Source organism: Devosia sp. RR2S18, assembly GCF_030177755.1.
Taxonomy (GTDB): domain Bacteria; phylum Pseudomonadota; class Alphaproteobacteria; order Rhizobiales; family Devosiaceae; genus Devosia; species Devosia rhizosphaerae.
On sequence record NZ_CP126539.1, the window covers coordinates 1,257,382 to 1,273,267 of the forward strand.

The window sequence follows — 15,886 nt, forward strand, 5'->3', positions numbered from 1 at the left end:
CAGGCTAGGCGCTTTCCTCAGGCGGCGGCCGGCACCGGTGGTGCCGTGCCGCTGCGCTGCTCGAGCACATAAGACAGAACGGCGATCGCAAATGCGCCGACAAGTGCCACGGCCCCAAGTAGCGGCAGGTTGCGATAGCCGAAGCCGCTATCGAGCAGGGTCGCGCCCAATATCGCGCCGGCGGCGATGCCGATATTGAAACCGGTAGGGATGAGGGCCGAAGCCAAGTTCGGCGCATCGGCTGCCCACGCCAGCACTCGTGACTGAAGCGGTGAGCCAAAGGCGAAATTGACTCCGCCCCAGACAACGACCGCGACGGCCATGACCATCGGGTAGGGGCTGGCGAAATAGAGCGCGACAAAGGAAATCGCCTGCGCGCAGAGGATCACCATCAGCGACGGCATGAGTTTCCAATCGGCAAGCCGACCGCCAATGAACACGCCGATGGTGGAGCCCACGCCATAGAGCAGCAGCACCCAGGGCAGCGCTGCAGGATCAAGTTGGGTCACCTCCAGGAGGAGCGGGGCGATGTAGGTGAAAAGGCTGTATTGCCCGATCATCACCAGGATGGCGATGAACAGCGAGGTGACGATTTGTTGGCGTCCGAGCGCCTTGAACTCGCGCAGGAAGCTGCCGGCGGTCGCCGAAGCGCCGGCCTTGGCGGGCAGGAACAGTGCGATGGCAATCGTGGCGACCAGACCAAGGGCACCCACTGCCCAGAACGTGGCGCGCCAGCCAAAGGCATTGCCGATGGCAGTTCCCGCAGGCACCCCCAGAATGTTGGAGACAGTGAGGCCCGAGAGGATCAGTGCCACGGCAAAGCCGCGCTTGTCCTTGGGCACGAGGGTAACCGCCACAATGGCAGCAATGCCGAAATAGGTGCCGTGAACCACCGAGACGAGCACGCGTGCCGCCATCAGCAGCCCGAAATCAGGCGCGATGGCGCACAATACCTGGCCAAAGGTGAAGACGCCGCCCAGCAGCAGGATCAGCGCCTTGCGTGAGAGCTTCTTGGTGGCAACGGCAAGCAGCGGCCCGCCGATAGCGATGCCGATGGCATAGCCGGTGACGAGGTAACCGGCAACAGGGATAGAGACATCGAGGCCGGCTGCGACGTCGGGCAAGACGCCGGCGATGACGAATTCGGCTGTGCCGAATGCGAAAGCGGCCAGGAACAGCGACAGGAGGGGCAGGGGCATAGATTTACCGCAACAAGAAGCGGCCTCACGTGAGGGCGTGTCAAAGCACAGCCTCGCTAACGCTGCAATTCAGAAAAGTGCTGCGTCACTTTAGCTTAGCTATAGTGGCGTGCTTGGCTTTGCCGCCTTTTGGAGTACCCTTGGCGCAGAACTGCGAGTCTGGAGGGCAAGATGACGGTAAGTTCTGAAACGCGGCAGCGCTTTGCAGTGGCTACGGCGTTACGTGGCTTGTTGATGCTGTTGGCGGGGCTCTATGCGATCATCTGGCCGACCGACGCGCTGACGGTACTGGTGCTGGCTGGCGCCATCCTCTTGATCATCGACGGTGCGCTCGGGCTTTGGAGCCTGACCTTTGGCGGCGGCAAGAGCGGCAATTACTGGTTCGACGTGGTCAGCAATGCCTTGTCGCTTGTTCTGGGCATCGTGATCCTGATCAGCCCGCTCCTGGCGACGGTATTCACGGTCAGCTTTCTCGTCGCCATGGTCGGCATTGCCGCCTTGCTCGTCGGCGTCATGCAGATCGTGGTGATCACGCGTGAGCGTGAACTATATGCCCGTATTTGGCCCGTGGTGCTTTCGGGCCTCTCCTATGTGCTGCTGGGCCTCTTGCTGCTGTTCTTCCCCCTCTTGAGTGCGGCGGTGGCCATGATCATCGGGGGCGTCCTGCTGGTTATCTTCTCGTTTGGATTGTTTGGCTGGGCGTGGCGGCTCTACCAGCGCAGCAAGGTTGCCTAGCGCTCCGCTTCGATGGCCGGCGAGGCCCGATGGGAAGGCTGAGGAATGGCGTCTGCAAGCAGCCAGAGCACGATGCCGACCAGGATGGCGGGGACAATCGTCAGCGCCAGCAATGTTCGCAGACTCATCTTGTGGCGCAAATTGGGACCCCTGTGGATAAGTGCGTGGCGGGTGACACTGCCACCACGAGCGCTTAGTTAAGCCCTATGCGCTTTTCCGATCAATTCCTCGAGGAGATCCGTCAACGCCTGCCGATTACGCAGGTGGTGGGCGAGCACGTCCTGTGGGACAAGCGCAAGAGCCAACCGGGCAAGGGCGACATGTGGGCGTGCTGCCCCTTTCACAATGAGAAAAGCCCAAGCTTTCATGCCGACGACCGGCGCGGCATCTATCATTGTTTTGGGTGCGGAGTTTCGGGTGACCACTTCCGCTTCCTGACCGAGAAGGCGGGGATGAGCTTCCCCGAGGCAGTGGAAAAGCTCGCCGCCATGGCGGGCGTTCCCATGCCGGCGCGGGACGAGCGGGCCGAGCGGCGCGAGGCGGTTCATCGGTCCCTCACCGATGTCATGGAGCTTGCGACCAAGTATTTCGAGGCCGCGCTGGCGCACAACATTGGGGCGCGGGCGCGCGGCTATTTGTTCGAGCGAGGCGTCTCGGCGCAAAGCCAGACGCGCTTTCGTATTGGCTTTGCGCCGGACAGCCGGAACGGGCTGAAGGAGCACTTAGCGGCGAATGGCGTCTCCGCCCAGGAGATGATCGACACTGGGCTGGTGGCGACCCGCGAAGGCGATCCACTGCCCTATGATCGTTTTCGCAATCGCGTCATGTTTCCCATCACGGATTTCCGCGGCCGAGTGATAGCCTTTGGTGGCCGGGCCCTGTCGGCAGACGTGCCGGCGAAATACCTCAACTCGCCCGAGACCGAGCTCTTCAAGAAGCGACACACGCTCTACAATGGACAGTCGGCGCGGCAGGCCGCACGGGACGGCAAGACAATCATCGTGGTCGAGGGCTATCTCGACGTGATCGCTGCGGTTGCCGCCGGCTTCGAGGGCGCAGTGGCGCCACTTGGCACGGCGATGACCGAAGAGCACCTCCAACTGCTCTGGCGCATGAGCGATATGCCGGTGCTGTGTTTCGACGGCGATAAGGCGGGCCTGAAGGCAGCTGAGCGCTCCGCGGATCTAGTGCTGCCGCATCTCAAGCCGGGCCAGACCGTCAAGATTGCCACCTTGCCGGAGGGGCAGGATCCCGACGATCTGATCAAGGAGCAGGGGCGGGGGGCTTTTGCCGATGTGATCGACCGAGCTCGGAGCCTGTCTGATGTGATCTGGAGCATGGAGACCGGCGGCCTCGTGCCCGAAACTCCTGAAGCCCGAGCGGCCCTACAGGCGAGGTTGCGGGAGCGTGCTAACTCCATCCAGGATGCCAATGTGCGCTTTCACTACGCCCAGGCATTCGAGGAAAAACTCCGCGCGTTCCTTGCCCCGGTGCGGCAGAGCCGTTTCGAGCCGCGCGGCGGCCAGCCGCGCTATGGGCAGAGCGGCGCCTATGGCTACCCCAGCCGGGGGACGCCGCGGCTCGTGGTGTCGGACACCTTGCGCAATTCGCGCCTGCTCAAGCCCAGTGCGATCGCCGATGCCACTCCGCGTGAAGCTGCGATTATTCTCAGCCTCGTCAATCATCCACCATTGGTCGATGACAAGTTCGAGCTCTTGGCTGCCATCGACTTCGACACCGTAAGTGCGCAGAAGGTCCTCAGCGATATTCTCGCGATTGTCGTGCGGCACCATGATATCTCCGCCGATGATCTGAAGGCCGCGCTGGGTGCGCGTGGGCATGGCGCGGCGCTCGACCGCATGAGCCAGACTCTGGTGCGTCAGGGCGTCTGGCAGATCGGCACGGAGATCGCGCTGGTGGACGCCGAAACCGGATTGAGTCACGCGCTGGCCTTGCATAACAAGAAAGTTCAGCTAAATAGGGAGTTGAAGTCAGCCGAAGCCGCGCTGGGCGAAGACCCGAGCGAAGAAACCTTTGAAAGGCTGCGAGACATCAAGAACCAGATTACCACTGTCGATGGCACAGAGGCATTGATCGAAGGATTTGGTTCGTTATCGGGACGCGCGACCCGCAGTTTTTAGGGGGACCTAAAGACCGGCGAGTACGCGCGATTTTGCGTATGCTGACGGGCATTACGTAGTCCGAAGCGAACTGCCAGCGTGCTGGGGCGTTAACGCCTTGGTTACCGCGCCTTTACCTTGCTTTGAGGTGTCACCACTTAAAGCGCTTACCGGAGCCCCCGCGCCCACGGGATCCGACGGAGTACCATATGGCCACCAAGGCAGCACCCAAGACCACCAAGGACACCGAGAAGCCGGAATCCGGCGCCCCCGAGGCGGCGAATGACAGCCCGCTGCTCGACCTTTCCGATGCCGCGGTCAAAAAGCTCATCAAAGTCGCCAAGAAGCGCGGCTATGTGACCTATGAAGAGCTGAACGCGGTGATGCCCTCCGAGGAGGTTTCTTCCGAGCAGATCGAAGACTTCATGTCCATGTTCTCCGACATGGGCATCAATGTGGTCGACGAGGACGAGGTCGAAGAGACCGAGGTCGAAAAAGACGAAGAGGAAACCGGCAGCGAAGTTGCTCCGGCAACCGGCACGGCGGTCGCCAACACGTCCAACGCGAAGTCCGGCTCGGACCGCACCGACGACCCGGTGCGCATGTATCTGCGTGAAATGGGGTCGGTTGAGCTGTTGAGCCGCGAGGGCGAAATCGCCATCGCCAAGCGCATTGAGGCCGGTCGCGAGACCATGATCGAAGGCCTCTGCGAATCGCCGCTGACCTTCCAGGCCATCATCATCTGGCGCGACCAGCTCGCCGAGGGCGAGATCCTGCTGCGCGACATCATTGATCTCGAAGCGACCTATGCCGGGCCCGACGCCAAGCAGGCGGCGCCCGACATGTCGGCTGTGCACGTCAAGCCCGAGCCGAGCGCGGTCGAGAAGCCCAAGCCCGCCGCTGCGCCGAAGAAGGCGTCTTCGGGCGAGGACGACGACTATGTGCCCGAGGAGCCGCAGGCCCCGCAGGACCCCGTCGATGACGACGACGACGAGTTCGAGAACGCGTTGTCGCTTTCGGCCATGGAGGCCGAGCTCAAGCCACAGGTAGTGGAAACGTTCGATCGCATCGCTCATGCCTATGGGCAAATGCGCGAGATGCAGGACCGCCACGCCGAGGATCGCTCTGCTGCCATTCCTGATGGCGACAAGAAGAAGCTCGAAGCCCTGCGCGCCGAGGTGATCGCCGACGTCAAGTCGCTGTCGCTCAACAATGGCCGCATCGAGAACCTCGTCGAGCAGCTCTACGACATCAACAAGCGCCTGGTGAAGCTTGAGGGGCGCCTGCTGCGCCTCGCCGAGAGCTATGGGGTCAAGCGCGAGCAGTTCCTCCAGAGCTATTATGGCAAGGAAGTGGATCCTGCTTGGGAAGCCGCACTCGAGAGCATGGACGGCAAGGGCTGGGCTGAGTTCGCCCGCCGCGAAGTCGATACCATCCGCGAAATCCGTGGCGACGTGGCGACGCTCGCGACCGAAGCTGGCCTTAATATCTCCGAATACCGCCGCATCGTGCACAAGGTGCAAAAGGGCGAGCGCGAGGCTGCCATTGCCAAGAAGGAAATGGTGGAAGCCAACCTTCGCCTGGTGATCTCCATCGCCAAGAAATACACCAATCGCGGTCTGCAGTTCCTGGATCTGATCCAGGAAGGCAATATCGGCCTGATGAAGGCGGTGGATAAGTTCGAGTATCGTCGGGGCTATAAGTTCTCGACCTACGCGACGTGGTGGATCAGGCAGGCGATCACCCGCTCGATCGCCGACCAGGCCCGCACCATCCGAATTCCGGTGCATATGATCGAGACGATCAACAAGATCGTCCGCACCAGCCGGCAGATGCTGCACGAAATTGGTCGCGAGCCCACGCCCGAGGAACTCAGCGAAAAGCTGCAGATGCCTTTGGACAAGGTCCGCAAGGTGCTCAAGATTGCCAAAGAGCCCATCAGCCTTGAAACGCCGATTGGCGACGAGGAGGATAGTAATCTCGGCGATTTCATCCAGGACGTGAATGCGATCCAGCCGATCGATGCGGCTATCCAGTCGAATCTGCGTGAGACCACGACACGGGTTTTGGCGTCGCTCACCCCGCGTGAAGAACGCGTGCTGCGCATGCGCTTCGGCATCGGCATGAACACCGACCACACGCTTGAGGAAGTCGGCCAGCAGTTCTCGGTAACGCGCGAGCGTATCCGTCAGATTGAGGCCAAGGCGCTGCGGAAGCTGAAGCACCCGAGTCGGTCGCGGAAGCTACGGAGCTTTCTCGATAACTAGGAGCGGCCCCGTGGTCGCTCCGCGTCTCAAGGTCACAACCATCCGAGCAGTCGTGCCGTTCAAGCTGATCGTCACTTTCTCGGATGGAAGCTATGGCACTTTCGACGCCGCTCCTATGATCGGGGAGCGCGGTGAAGGCACCGAACCGTTGCGCGAGCGGCGCTTCTTTGGGCGGGTGGAATTGGCTAACGGTGTGCCGACCTGGCCTAATCATTTTGACGTCTCGCCGCTCTGGCTGCGCGAAGAGATGGAAAAGTGCGGCGAACTCACGGTTCCGCGGGCAACGCGGCCACGGTAAGGCAAAAAAAGGGGACTGAGCCATGTCGTTCTGGAAAAAGCTGTTTGGCGGTGGCGAGCAGGAAACGGCGCCCGCGGGCGACAAGGTTCTTGGCGAGGAAGGTTACAAGGGGTTCCAGATCAAGGCCATCGAGATGAAGGCTGGCAGCGAGCTGCAACTGGCCGGTATCATCGAAAAGGACATCGGCGGTGAACTCAAGACCTATCGCTTTGTCCGCGCCGATCGGATGAGTTCGCGCGATGACCTCGTCACGCTGGCGCTTGCCAAAGGCCGGCAGATCATCGACGAGCAGGGCGAGCAAATCTTCAGCTAGCGCCGTCTATCACATCAAAAATTGCGCCGGCTCCGGTGAAGGCTTCCTTCGCCGGATGCTGGCTGCTGCACAGGAGATATCTCACATGGCCAGAAAACCAACCCCCCGTTCCGAATTCGTCATGTTCGACGTCATCTATGAAGATGGCAGCCAGCGATCGAACCGCAAGGTGGATGCGAGCCTGCTTGGAGGACTGGACGGCGACGAGCCGGCTCGTGCCGCCATCGAGGAGCAGGACCGTGCTATCTCCGAGAAGTCGGGCGTGCCTCCGCTCCAGATCAAGACCATCAAACGCTCGGCGAAGTAGTCCCGAGCGCCTTATCGATGGCCGGCTTCACCACGGTGCCGTAAAGCTCGATAGCCTTCATGATCTTGTCGTGGGGCAGGGTGCCGACGCTGAGCTGCAGCCCGAACCGGTCATGTTTGAACCATTCGTGCTGCATCAGGATCTTGTCGATGATCTCCTGCGGCGAGCCCATGAAATAGGCGCCCTCTGGGGTCGCGCCGGCGTCGAACTGGGCCTGCGTGGTTGGGGGCCAGCCACGCTCCTTGCCAATGCGGCTCATGGCGTTGCTGTGGGCCGGGAAAGCGATGTCGCGTGCATCCTGGCTATCCGCAGCGATAAAGCCATGCGAACTGATGCCGACCGGCCGCGACCCAGCGCCGTGGCCGACCTTCTCCAACGTCTCCCGGTAAAAGTTCACCAAGGGTGCGAATTGCCTTGGCTGTCCGCCGATAATGGCAATCATCAGCGGCAGGCCATAATAGGCAGCGCGCGCCACCGAGTTGGGTGTACCGCCCACCGCGATCCACAGCGGGATGGGCTGCTGAACCGGTTGGGGATAGATGGCCAAACCCGGTATGGGCTTGGTGTGGGCACTGCCGGGCCAATTGATCTTGCCACCTTCACGGATGTTCAGCAGTAGCTCTAGCTTCTCCTCGAACAGCGCGTCGTAGTCGTTGAGATCGTAGCCAAATAGCGGAAAGCTCTCGATGAACGAGCCGCGCCCGGCCATGATCTCGGCGCGGCCATTGCTGATGAGATCGATGGTGGCAAACTGTTGCCAGACGCGGACCGGGTCTTCTGAGCTCAGGACTGTGACCGCGGTGGAGAGGCGGATGGACTTGGTGCGAGCCGCTGCCGCCGCCAGGATGGTGGTGGGTGCACTGGCAATGTAGTCTGGCCGGTGGTGCTCACCGAGCCCGTAGAAGGCGAGCCCCAGCTGGTCAGCGAGCTCGATCTCCTCGAGCAGGTCACGAACGCGTTCAGCCGGACTTTGCAGCCCGCCGCCGTTGAGCGGATCGGGCGTGTTCTCTGCAAAGGAATAGAGTCCCAGTTCCATCGGCGAGCCTTTCGATGTTGCGCCAGCCAAACTCGCAAGCGAGAAGGGCTGGCTCAAGAGCGCACACAGATGTAACCGGCTCCCTCGCTAGATGTTATTGGGCGAAGGGGTGTAGGCGAACGGCGCTGGATGTGCGGGCGTTTCGTCCGGCGCCCGTTCTCCGGCGGCTTTGTGGATTTCTTCCACCAGGCCGCGGTCCAGCCGGAGTTTGCTGGCAAGAGCGTCGAGATAGGCTCGTTCCGCCGCCGTGTCGGCGGTAATGGCGACTAGCGACGCGGCGTAGATTTCCGCTGCATGTTCGGAAGTGTCGGCGCGTCCGGCGACTGCATTGATATCCAGCGGGCTCGACAATTCGTCGAACACCCAGGCCTTCTCTTCAGCTGAAAGGCTCATCGTCTCGAGCTTGCCGAAAATCGCTTCCTTCTCATCGGCATCGATGCGGCCATCGGCCTTGGCAGCGGCGATCATTGCCCGCACCAGGGATTTGCCAAGCTCTTCCCGTTCGCGCTCGTTGGTGGCTGGTGGGATGAACGCGCCTTCAGAGGGCTTGGAGCCACTGCCCTGGTTCTGCTGATGGGCCTCCCACGCCTTGTAGGCGAGGCCGCCAAGCGTAGCTAGAGCGCCCATCTTGGCGGCACTGCCAGCCAGCTTGCCGAGGCCACCCTTGCTGAGCAGCATCCCTGCAGCCAACCCGGCGGCGCCGGACATCGCTGTACGCTGCGTATCTTTGTCGGTCTGAAGGGCTTTGACGATCTGGTCGATGTTGAACATGGGGCTCCCCGAATTTTTCTATTCCTCACATGGGAAGCCAAGAGGGCAGCGCCAAGTGCTGTTGGCAAACATGATGAGACCCCGGCGGGGGCAGCCGGGGTCTCGCTGATGCTTCAGAGGGAGTGCTGATGCATCGGGAGGATATTACTGAGCGACCGGAGCCACCACTGGTTCGGTGGGTTCGACGGCGACTACGGCTGCGTCGTCACTGGCTGGCTCGACGGGAACGACAACAGCGTCGACGTCAGTTGCTGGCGCGGCTTCGGTCATCGGAGCGGCGTCCATGGCGGGAGCCGTTTCTTCGATAACCGGGACGCCACCTGCGACGCCGGTTGCCGGGCCAGAGTTAGCGGAGAACACCAGATAGCCGATGGCGAGCAAAGCCAACACGACGATGATGCCGACGAACCATCCGGTTCCATTGCTTTCGCGCGTATAGACAGTGCGTTCTGTATCGGTGTTGTAAGCAGTATCGCGTTCAGGGGTAGCCATGATTTAAGTCCTCTGTTTCTACCGTGTTGGCTACAAAACGAGCCTTGTTTTGTTTCGTTCCCACTTTTGTGATCACGTTCGATTTGTGAACGGCTGCTGAATGTGGCGAATCCGTGGCGATATACTTGTGCAGTTACTTTACTGACCTATGTGCAGCTGCTCAGAAAGAAAGAGGCCGGGCTTTTGCCCGGCCTCTCCTCATCACGGGTTGTGGCGCTGATTAGTTGCTCGCCATCGTTACCAAGGGGGTGATCCGGCGGATGGTAACCCGGCGGTTTTCACGCTGCGCATCCTCGGTGCGGATCTTGAGGTAACGCTCACCATAACCCTGGGTGGCCAGGTTTTCCGGTGGGACGTCATAGAAGTCGGTGAGGATACGCGCAACGGTCGCCGCCCGCAGATCGGAAAGCCGCAGGTTGGAGATATCGGAGCCAACCGCGTCCGTGTGACCTTCGATAAGGAAGGTTTCGGCTGGGTTCTGCTCGAGCACCTCGAGCATGGCGCTCGCAACCTTGGAGAGGGCACCGACCTGATCCCGGCTGATTGTCGCACTACCGGTATCGAAAGTTAGACCACCAACTTCCAGGCGACGAACGGTATCGCGAATACGCGCGGAACGCTTCACTTCGTCGATGGAGTAGAGACGCTCTACCTGCTCAACAGGAGGCTGACGGAAGAAGGTCTCGACCTGCTCTTCATTGGCACTCTCGACGTCCAGCACGTACTCGCTGACCGGAATGGTCAGGCGGAGCGGAGGCAGATTAGCGCCCGGATCCCGCCATTCGAGCACTTCCTCGTAGTAGCTGTCGTCGAAGTAGGCGAGGACGTATTCCCGACCATCGGGCGTGATACGCGAGCGACGCAGGACGTCGCCATTGCGATTGGTCACGGTGACGATCTGCGTGCCATCAGGGCGAGTGATGGTTTCGCGGACGCGGCCATCGTTGAGGCGGTCATAGAAGATCTCGTCTTCTTCCTCATTGTAGAAGCGGGACGTGTCCTGACCGAGCGTGTTGACGTAGAGCTGGTCACCAAACTGCACCACCACCTGCGTCAGCGCATCACCGAACAACTGCCGGTTGTCCTCAAGGGTAACGTTGTTCTGGGTGACATTGTTCTGCTGGCCGATATTGTTGGTGGTGTTGTTCGTCACATTGTTGGTCGTGTTGTTGGTGACATTGTTCACCACGGTGCTTTCAACGATGGTGACGGTCGAAGGCACTTGTGTCTCGGACGCAATGAAGAGCTGTGCTTCCTCCGGCGCGAGGCGTTCGCCCTGCTCTTCGGTCACCGGGACCATCGCGTCCTGGGTGACGAACTGGGCCTGGGCGGCCGCATCGCTTTCGGGAGCTGCTGTTGCCTCAGCTGGAGCAGCTTCGGGTGCGGGCTCAGTCGCGGTCGCAGCTTCTGGTGCGCTGGTCTCCGTGGTTTCAGCAGGTGCTGTTTCCGCATCCTTGGCACTATCGAGCACTGGAGCCACTTGCTCCTGCTCTACGCCCTCAGGCAGCTGCTCGACGACTTCGGTCGGAGTGGCTTCAGTTTCGGTGGTTGCCGGTTCCGCAGTATCTTCAGCAGGCGCATCCTCGGCTGGCGCGGCCGCTTCAGGCGCTGCTTCGGTTGGCGTTGCGGCTGCCGGGTCGGTCAAGTCGACACCGGGCACGTTGGGAAGCTCTAGGCCATAGAAATCGAGACAGGCCTGAACGTCCGGATAGCCAGCCTCAGCACAAAGTCGGCCGAGTTCGCCATAGGCAGCATCAAGTCGAGCTTCGGCATCGGCGGTGTCGCCGCCCGCCATCATGTCGGCCAGAGCCGCATTATACGCCTCGACCTGAGCCTCAAGGCCCGCAAGGACCTCCGGATCACCGGCAGCGGTCATCTCGACCTCAGCATCGGGCGTGATTGTCGCCTCGGGCTGGTCTGCGGCAGGTACTTCCTCGGTAGATGCAGGTGCTTCCTCGGTGGTGGCAGGTGCCTCTTCCGCTGTGGCAGGTGTTTCCTCGGTGGTCGTGGGCGCTGCTTCGATGCTCGAAGCGTCCGTTGGCTCCGAAGCAGTCTCTTCAGGTGCAGCTTCCATCGACTGCGTCTGCTCAGGCTCTTCCATTACAGGATCGGCAACAGGAGCGTCCTGCTCACCAGCCTCGGGCGCCCCGGATGTTGTTTCCGGCTCCGCTTGCGGTGCCATCTCTGCTTCGGATGGGGTGACCTCGGTCTCAGCAGTCGGCTGTTCAGAAGCGGGCTCTTCCTCGATTTCGCTCTCGGCAGTGGGCGCTTCTGGTTCTTCAGCGGCCGGTTCCTCGGTTGCAGCGGGTTCTTCAGCAGAAGGTTCCTCAGCGGAAGCTGCGGCTTCCGGAGCCTGTTCGGCAGGCTCGGCTGCTTCGGCCGGAGCTGGCTCTTCCACTGCTGCTGGTTCTTCCGTAACTGGAGCGGCTTCTGCTGCCGGGGCAGGCTCGGTGCCCGCCTGCAGCGCTGCTATACACTCCTCGACGCTGGCGTAACCGGCAACGATGCACTCCTCGGCCAAGGCGGTCCGAGCGCTCTCAAGGGCCGCAGCATCGCCAGCAGCTTCGGCCTCGGTGTAGGCCAGGAAGGCTACGGTGAGGGTATCTTCCTGCGCGATTGCCGCTGCCGGAGCCAAGGCCAGAAGGCCGATGCTGGTGCCGGTCAGGAGCCAGGTTCTGAAACTCATAGTTTTTTCCTTCGTGTCGAATTGGCACTTGAGCCAAGCATCGGCACACCAGCCTGAACGCAAACTGAACGTTTGCAGCAGCCTTATGCGATGCTGTTTTCCCCGCAAGTGCCGCAACGTCTGGGTTTGCGCGAGGTTCCACCCGCGTCATGCTGGTGCCCAGCGTGGCGGAAATACGGCGAACCGAACGGTTCACCAAGGGCGCGGCTAGTGGGCCGGCGAGTTGACGTGCTAGTCCACACGCATGCAGCAAGCACTCGACACCCTCACCATCGAGACACACGGCCAAGGCCTTGTGGAGTTTACGCGAGCGGTCCGCCGCTTTGTGGATGACAGCGGCATTACGACCGGTCTCTTGACCGTCTATGTCCGGCACACCTCCTGTTCCCTGTTGATCCAGGAAAACGCTGACGACGACGTCAAAACCGATCTGCTCGGCTTTTTCAGCCGGCTGGTCCCCGAAGGGTTGGACTGGATCGTCCATACGACGGAGGGGCCGGACGACATGCCGGCTCACATCAAGTCCGCGCTGACGCAGACCTCGATCGGCATACCCATTGCCGAAGGACGGCCGGTGTTCGGGACCTGGCAGGGGATCTATCTCTTCGAGCACCGCCGGCGGCCTCACCGGCGGGAAGTGGTGCTCCATCTCATCGGAGAGGCATGATGGCTTGGGCAGAAATGGTCGGCTACTGGCCCTTCGTGCTCGGCCTGATGGTGACTGGTGTGGCCTCGGGCATCGCCGCGGGGCTCCTGGGCATTGGTGGGGGCGCCATCATCGTCCCGGCACTGTCCAATGCGCTGCTGCTGATGGGCTATGACGCCGACGTGGTGCAGCACGTGGCGGTCGGCACCTCGCTCGCCATCATCATCCCCACCGGCATCGTGAGTGCGCGCGCCCATCAGAAGCGCGGCGCACTGGACGGGCGGGCGTTGCGGCTCTGGGTGCCGTTCATCGTCCTCGGGACCTTCGTGGGGGGTCTCATGGCCGGGTTGTTCTCGGGCGACGTACTGCGCATCGTGTTTGCGGCCATGGCGTTCCTGATTGCAGCAAACATCGTCTTCGGCCTGCAGACCAAAGTCATGGGCCATTTGAATGGCTCGTCGCTAACGCACCGCCTCTCGGCGCTGGTCGTCGGCTATATCTCTTCACTGATGGGCATTGGTGGGGGATCGCTCACTGTGCCGACTCTGGTCGCCTTTGGCGCCACGATGCATGCCGCAGTCGGCACCTCGGCGGCGATCGGAGTGGCGATTGCCGTCTCCGGCACGCTCGGCTTCATCATTTCGGGTTGGGGCGCGAGCGAGCTGCCGCCGCTGAGCCTCGGCTACATCAATCTTGTGGCGCTGGTGCTGGTGGCAGTGCTTGCGGCGGTCTTCGCGCCGTTCGGCGCTGCGCTCGCCCACCGGCTCGATCAGAAGACGCTGAAATATGTCTTCGCGGCCTTCCTGGTCCTGGTCGGCCTCAACATGCTTTGGCGCGTGCTGGCGGGATAAAGGCGGTGAGGACAAGGTGACTACGGTGAAATGCCCCCACCGCCCGAGCCCCCTCGGGAGGAGGAGGTCGAGTGCTCGGCGGCCATCCGGGACCGCCGAGAAGGCTAGTTGGCTGTGTCAGCCAGATCCCATTCCACGGTCACATTGATCGTGAAGGTCAACTCGCCGGCTTCAACGGGGACCGGGGAGCTCGCGGCCATTTCGGCTCGGGCATACATAGGATAGGGCTGCGGCTGATCCTGTCCTTGGGTCTCGGAAATCGAGACGATCTCTTCAAGCGAACTGCCGGCCGCATCGGCGTAAATTTCGGCCTTGGCGCGGGCATTGTCGAAGGCCGACTTGCGGGCTTCATCAAGCAGTTCGGAAGGATCGGCCACCGAGAAGCTGATACCATTGATGGTGTTGGCGCCCACATCGACAGATTTGTCCAAGATAGTGCCGAGGGCCTCAAGGTCGCGGACCGTGACCGTCACGGTGTTGCTGACCTGATAGCCCTCGATCTTGGGGGGCTTGGTATAGCCGCTCTCGTCGCGCTCATCGGTATAGACATAGTTCGGGTTCACCGAAAAGCCCGAGGTCTGAATATCCCGAGCTTGGATCCCGTCGGCCTTGAGCGTCTCGAGCAGTTCAGTCATCGCCGCCGTATTGGCGTCGAGCGCCTCGCGGGCGGTAGCGCCCTGCGTCGTGACGCCGGAGGTGATGAAAGCCATATCCGGGGCGGCGGCAACTTCGCCGCGACCTTCGACGGATACGGTCCCCGCGTAAGCGGGTGCGGCGAGGGCGAGAACGGCGAGGGGGACAAGGGCAGGGAGGTGACGCATGAGAACTCTCCAAGTTGAGGGGGGAGCATTCCCCACCTAATGCGTCAGTATTGCGGCGCTGATGAACTGAATTTGAACGGGCTTGTGGGCAAACGGTCATGTCCAAAAGTATGACTTATGAGGGTTGCGCCGGGCCCTGCGGGTGCGGTACTCAGACAGGCATCACCCACAAGAGGCGCTCATGAGCCACAAGCATTTCCCGGACGGCGTCCTGCTCGGCCGTGCTCGTCTAGCGGGGCAGAACCACCCTGCCATTATTACCATTCGTGACGGTCAGGTACTCGATATCACCGCCAAGGGCATGGCGACCGTGCGGGACATCGCCGAGAGCGCTGACCCGATCGGCTATGTCCGCGCGGCGAGTGGCAAGGATTTGGGGAGCGCCCAGGCGCTGCTGGACAACAGCCTACCCACCGGCCGTGATGCAGCCAAACCCAGCCTCTTGTCGCCCATCGACTTGCAGGCGGTGAAAGCCTCGGGCGTCACCTTCGTCGTGTCGCTGCTTGAGCGCGTCATCGAAGAGCAGGCACGTGGCGACAAGGCGCGTGCCGAGGCATTGCGGGTCGAAATTCTCGCCCTGATCGGCACCGACCTTAGCCAATTGGTACCCGGCTCCGATACGGCCGCCCAGGTCAAGGCGGCGCTGGTGGAGCGAGGCGTGTGGAGCCAATATCTCGAAGTGGGGATCGGGCCTGACGCGGAGATTTTCACGAAGGGCCAGCCCATGAGTTCGGTGGGTTATGGCGCCGACGTGGGGCTGCACCCGATCTCGAGCTGGAACAATCCCGAGCCCGAAGTCGCCCTGGTGGTCACCAGCACGGGCAACATCATCGGCGCGACGCTGGGCAACGACGTCAATTTGCGCGATGTGGAGGGCCGCTCGGCGCTGCTCCTGGGCAAGGCCAAGGACAACAACGCGTCTGCCTCGCTGGGGCCGTTCATTCGCCTCTTCGACGACGAGTTCACGCTCGATACCGTCAAGCAGGCCGAGATCGCCTTACGGGTGGAAGGCGAGGACGGCTTCGTGCTCGACGGCCATTCGTCCATGAGCCAGATCTCCCGCACCCCGGAATCGCTGGTTGCCGCGACGATCGGCGAACATCACCAATATCCCGACGGGCTGGTGCTTTATCTCGGCACCATGTTCGCTCCAGTGAAGGATCGCGGCGGCGCCGGCATGGGTTTTACCCACAAGATCGGCGACACGGTCTCGATTTCGACCCCCTCGCTGGGGACACTGACCAATCGCGTCGACCTATCCACTCATTGCCCACCCTGGACCTACGGCGCCAGCCACTTGCTGCGCGACCTCGCCCGGGCGGACCTCCTCTAGCTTTCTGAAAG

Annotated in this window: 16 protein-coding genes; 9 read left to right on the forward strand and 7 right to left on the reverse strand. The window is 61.8% G+C overall.

Translation table 11 applies throughout. The annotated features are described in order from the left end of the window. Positions 1-17 precede the first annotated feature (17 nt). A complete protein-coding gene (locus QOV41_RS06110; RefSeq protein WP_284580220.1) occupies positions 18-1,199 on the reverse strand; it encodes an MFS transporter in 1,182 nt (393 codons plus the stop codon). A 171-nt stretch (positions 1,200-1,370) separates the two neighbouring features. On the opposite strand from QOV41_RS06110, the gene QOV41_RS06115 reads away from it, so the two are divergent. Then, a complete protein-coding gene (locus QOV41_RS06115; protein ID WP_284580221.1) occupies positions 1,371-1,934 on the forward strand; it encodes an HdeD family acid-resistance protein in 564 nt (187 codons plus the stop codon). Here QOV41_RS06115 and QOV41_RS06120 read toward each other — a convergent pair. Further along, entirely contained in the window at positions 1,931-2,062 is a 132-nt protein-coding gene (locus tag QOV41_RS06120) for a hypothetical protein (protein WP_284580223.1), read from the reverse strand. The genes QOV41_RS06115 and QOV41_RS06120 overlap by 4 nt on opposite strands. Positions 2,063-2,140: 78 nt before the next feature. On the opposite strand from QOV41_RS06120, the gene dnaG reads away from it, so the two are divergent. From dnaG to QOV41_RS06145, 5 genes are all read left to right on the forward strand, one after another. Further along, positions 2,141-4,075, forward strand: a complete 1,935-nt coding sequence (gene dnaG / locus QOV41_RS06125; RefSeq protein WP_284580224.1) for a DNA primase — start codon at positions 2,141-2,143, stop codon at positions 4,073-4,075. A 188-nt stretch (positions 4,076-4,263) separates the two neighbouring features. After that, positions 4,264-6,321, forward strand: a complete 2,058-nt coding sequence (gene rpoD / locus QOV41_RS06130; protein WP_284580225.1) for an RNA polymerase sigma factor RpoD — start codon at positions 4,264-4,266, stop codon at positions 6,319-6,321. Between the two features lie 10 nt (positions 6,322-6,331). Next, entirely contained in the window at positions 6,332-6,619 is a 288-nt protein-coding gene (locus QOV41_RS06135; RefSeq protein ID WP_284580227.1) for a DUF2442 domain-containing protein, read from the forward strand. Between the two features lie 22 nt (positions 6,620-6,641). Then, positions 6,642-6,932: an HlyU family transcriptional regulator gene (locus QOV41_RS06140; protein ID WP_284580229.1), complete on the forward strand. Its 291-nt coding sequence runs from the start codon at positions 6,642-6,644 to the stop codon at positions 6,930-6,932. Between the two features lie 85 nt (positions 6,933-7,017). Then, positions 7,018-7,239 carry a hypothetical protein gene (locus tag QOV41_RS06145; protein WP_284580231.1) on the forward strand — a complete coding sequence of 74 codons (222 nt, stop codon included), beginning with the start codon at positions 7,018-7,020 and terminating at the stop codon, positions 7,237-7,239. Here QOV41_RS06145 and QOV41_RS06150 read toward each other — a convergent pair. The 4 genes from QOV41_RS06150 to QOV41_RS06165 form a co-directional block, all read right to left on the reverse strand. Further along, a complete protein-coding gene (locus QOV41_RS06150; protein WP_284580234.1) occupies positions 7,220-8,275 on the reverse strand; it encodes an LLM class flavin-dependent oxidoreductase in 1,056 nt (351 codons plus the stop codon). The two genes, QOV41_RS06145 and QOV41_RS06150, sit on opposite strands and share 20 nt — an antisense overlap. 87 nt (positions 8,276-8,362) lie before the next feature. After that, on the reverse strand, positions 8,363-9,046 hold the full coding sequence (locus QOV41_RS06155) for a tellurite resistance TerB family protein (protein ID WP_284580236.1): 684 nt from the start codon (positions 9,044-9,046) through the stop codon (positions 8,363-8,365). Positions 9,047-9,190: 144 nt separating this feature from the next. Then, positions 9,191-9,538: a hypothetical protein gene (locus QOV41_RS06160; protein WP_284580237.1), complete on the reverse strand. Its 348-nt coding sequence runs from the start codon at positions 9,536-9,538 to the stop codon at positions 9,191-9,193. 220 nt (positions 9,539-9,758) lie between these two features. Then, complete coding sequence (locus QOV41_RS06165) at positions 9,759-12,224, reverse strand: OmpA family protein (RefSeq protein WP_284580238.1); 2,466 nt, start codon at positions 12,222-12,224, stop codon at positions 9,759-9,761. Between the two features lie 244 nt (positions 12,225-12,468). Here QOV41_RS06165 and QOV41_RS06170 point away from each other — a divergent pair, with 244 nt between their 5' ends. Both QOV41_RS06170 and QOV41_RS06175 read left to right on the forward strand, forming a co-directional pair. Continuing rightward, positions 12,469-12,891, forward strand: coding sequence for a secondary thiamine-phosphate synthase enzyme YjbQ (locus QOV41_RS06170; RefSeq protein ID WP_284580239.1), 423 nt, complete (start codon positions 12,469-12,471; stop codon positions 12,889-12,891). Beyond that, positions 12,888-13,721 carry a sulfite exporter TauE/SafE family protein gene (locus QOV41_RS06175; RefSeq protein WP_284580240.1) on the forward strand — a complete coding sequence of 278 codons (834 nt, stop codon included), beginning with the start codon at positions 12,888-12,890 and terminating at the stop codon, positions 13,719-13,721. Before QOV41_RS06170 ends, QOV41_RS06175 begins: the two co-directional genes overlap by 4 nt. A 104-nt stretch (positions 13,722-13,825) precedes the next feature. On the opposite strand, the gene QOV41_RS06180 is transcribed toward QOV41_RS06175, so the two are convergent. Continuing rightward, on the reverse strand, positions 13,826-14,542 hold the full coding sequence (locus tag QOV41_RS06180) for an SIMPL domain-containing protein (protein ID WP_284580241.1): 717 nt from the start codon (positions 14,540-14,542) through the stop codon (positions 13,826-13,828). Between the two features lie 181 nt (positions 14,543-14,723). Here QOV41_RS06180 and QOV41_RS06185 point away from each other — a divergent pair, with 181 nt between their 5' ends. Further along, complete coding sequence (locus QOV41_RS06185) at positions 14,724-15,875, forward strand: fumarylacetoacetate hydrolase family protein (protein WP_284580243.1); 1,152 nt, start codon at positions 14,724-14,726, stop codon at positions 15,873-15,875. Positions 15,876-15,886 lie beyond the last annotated feature (11 nt).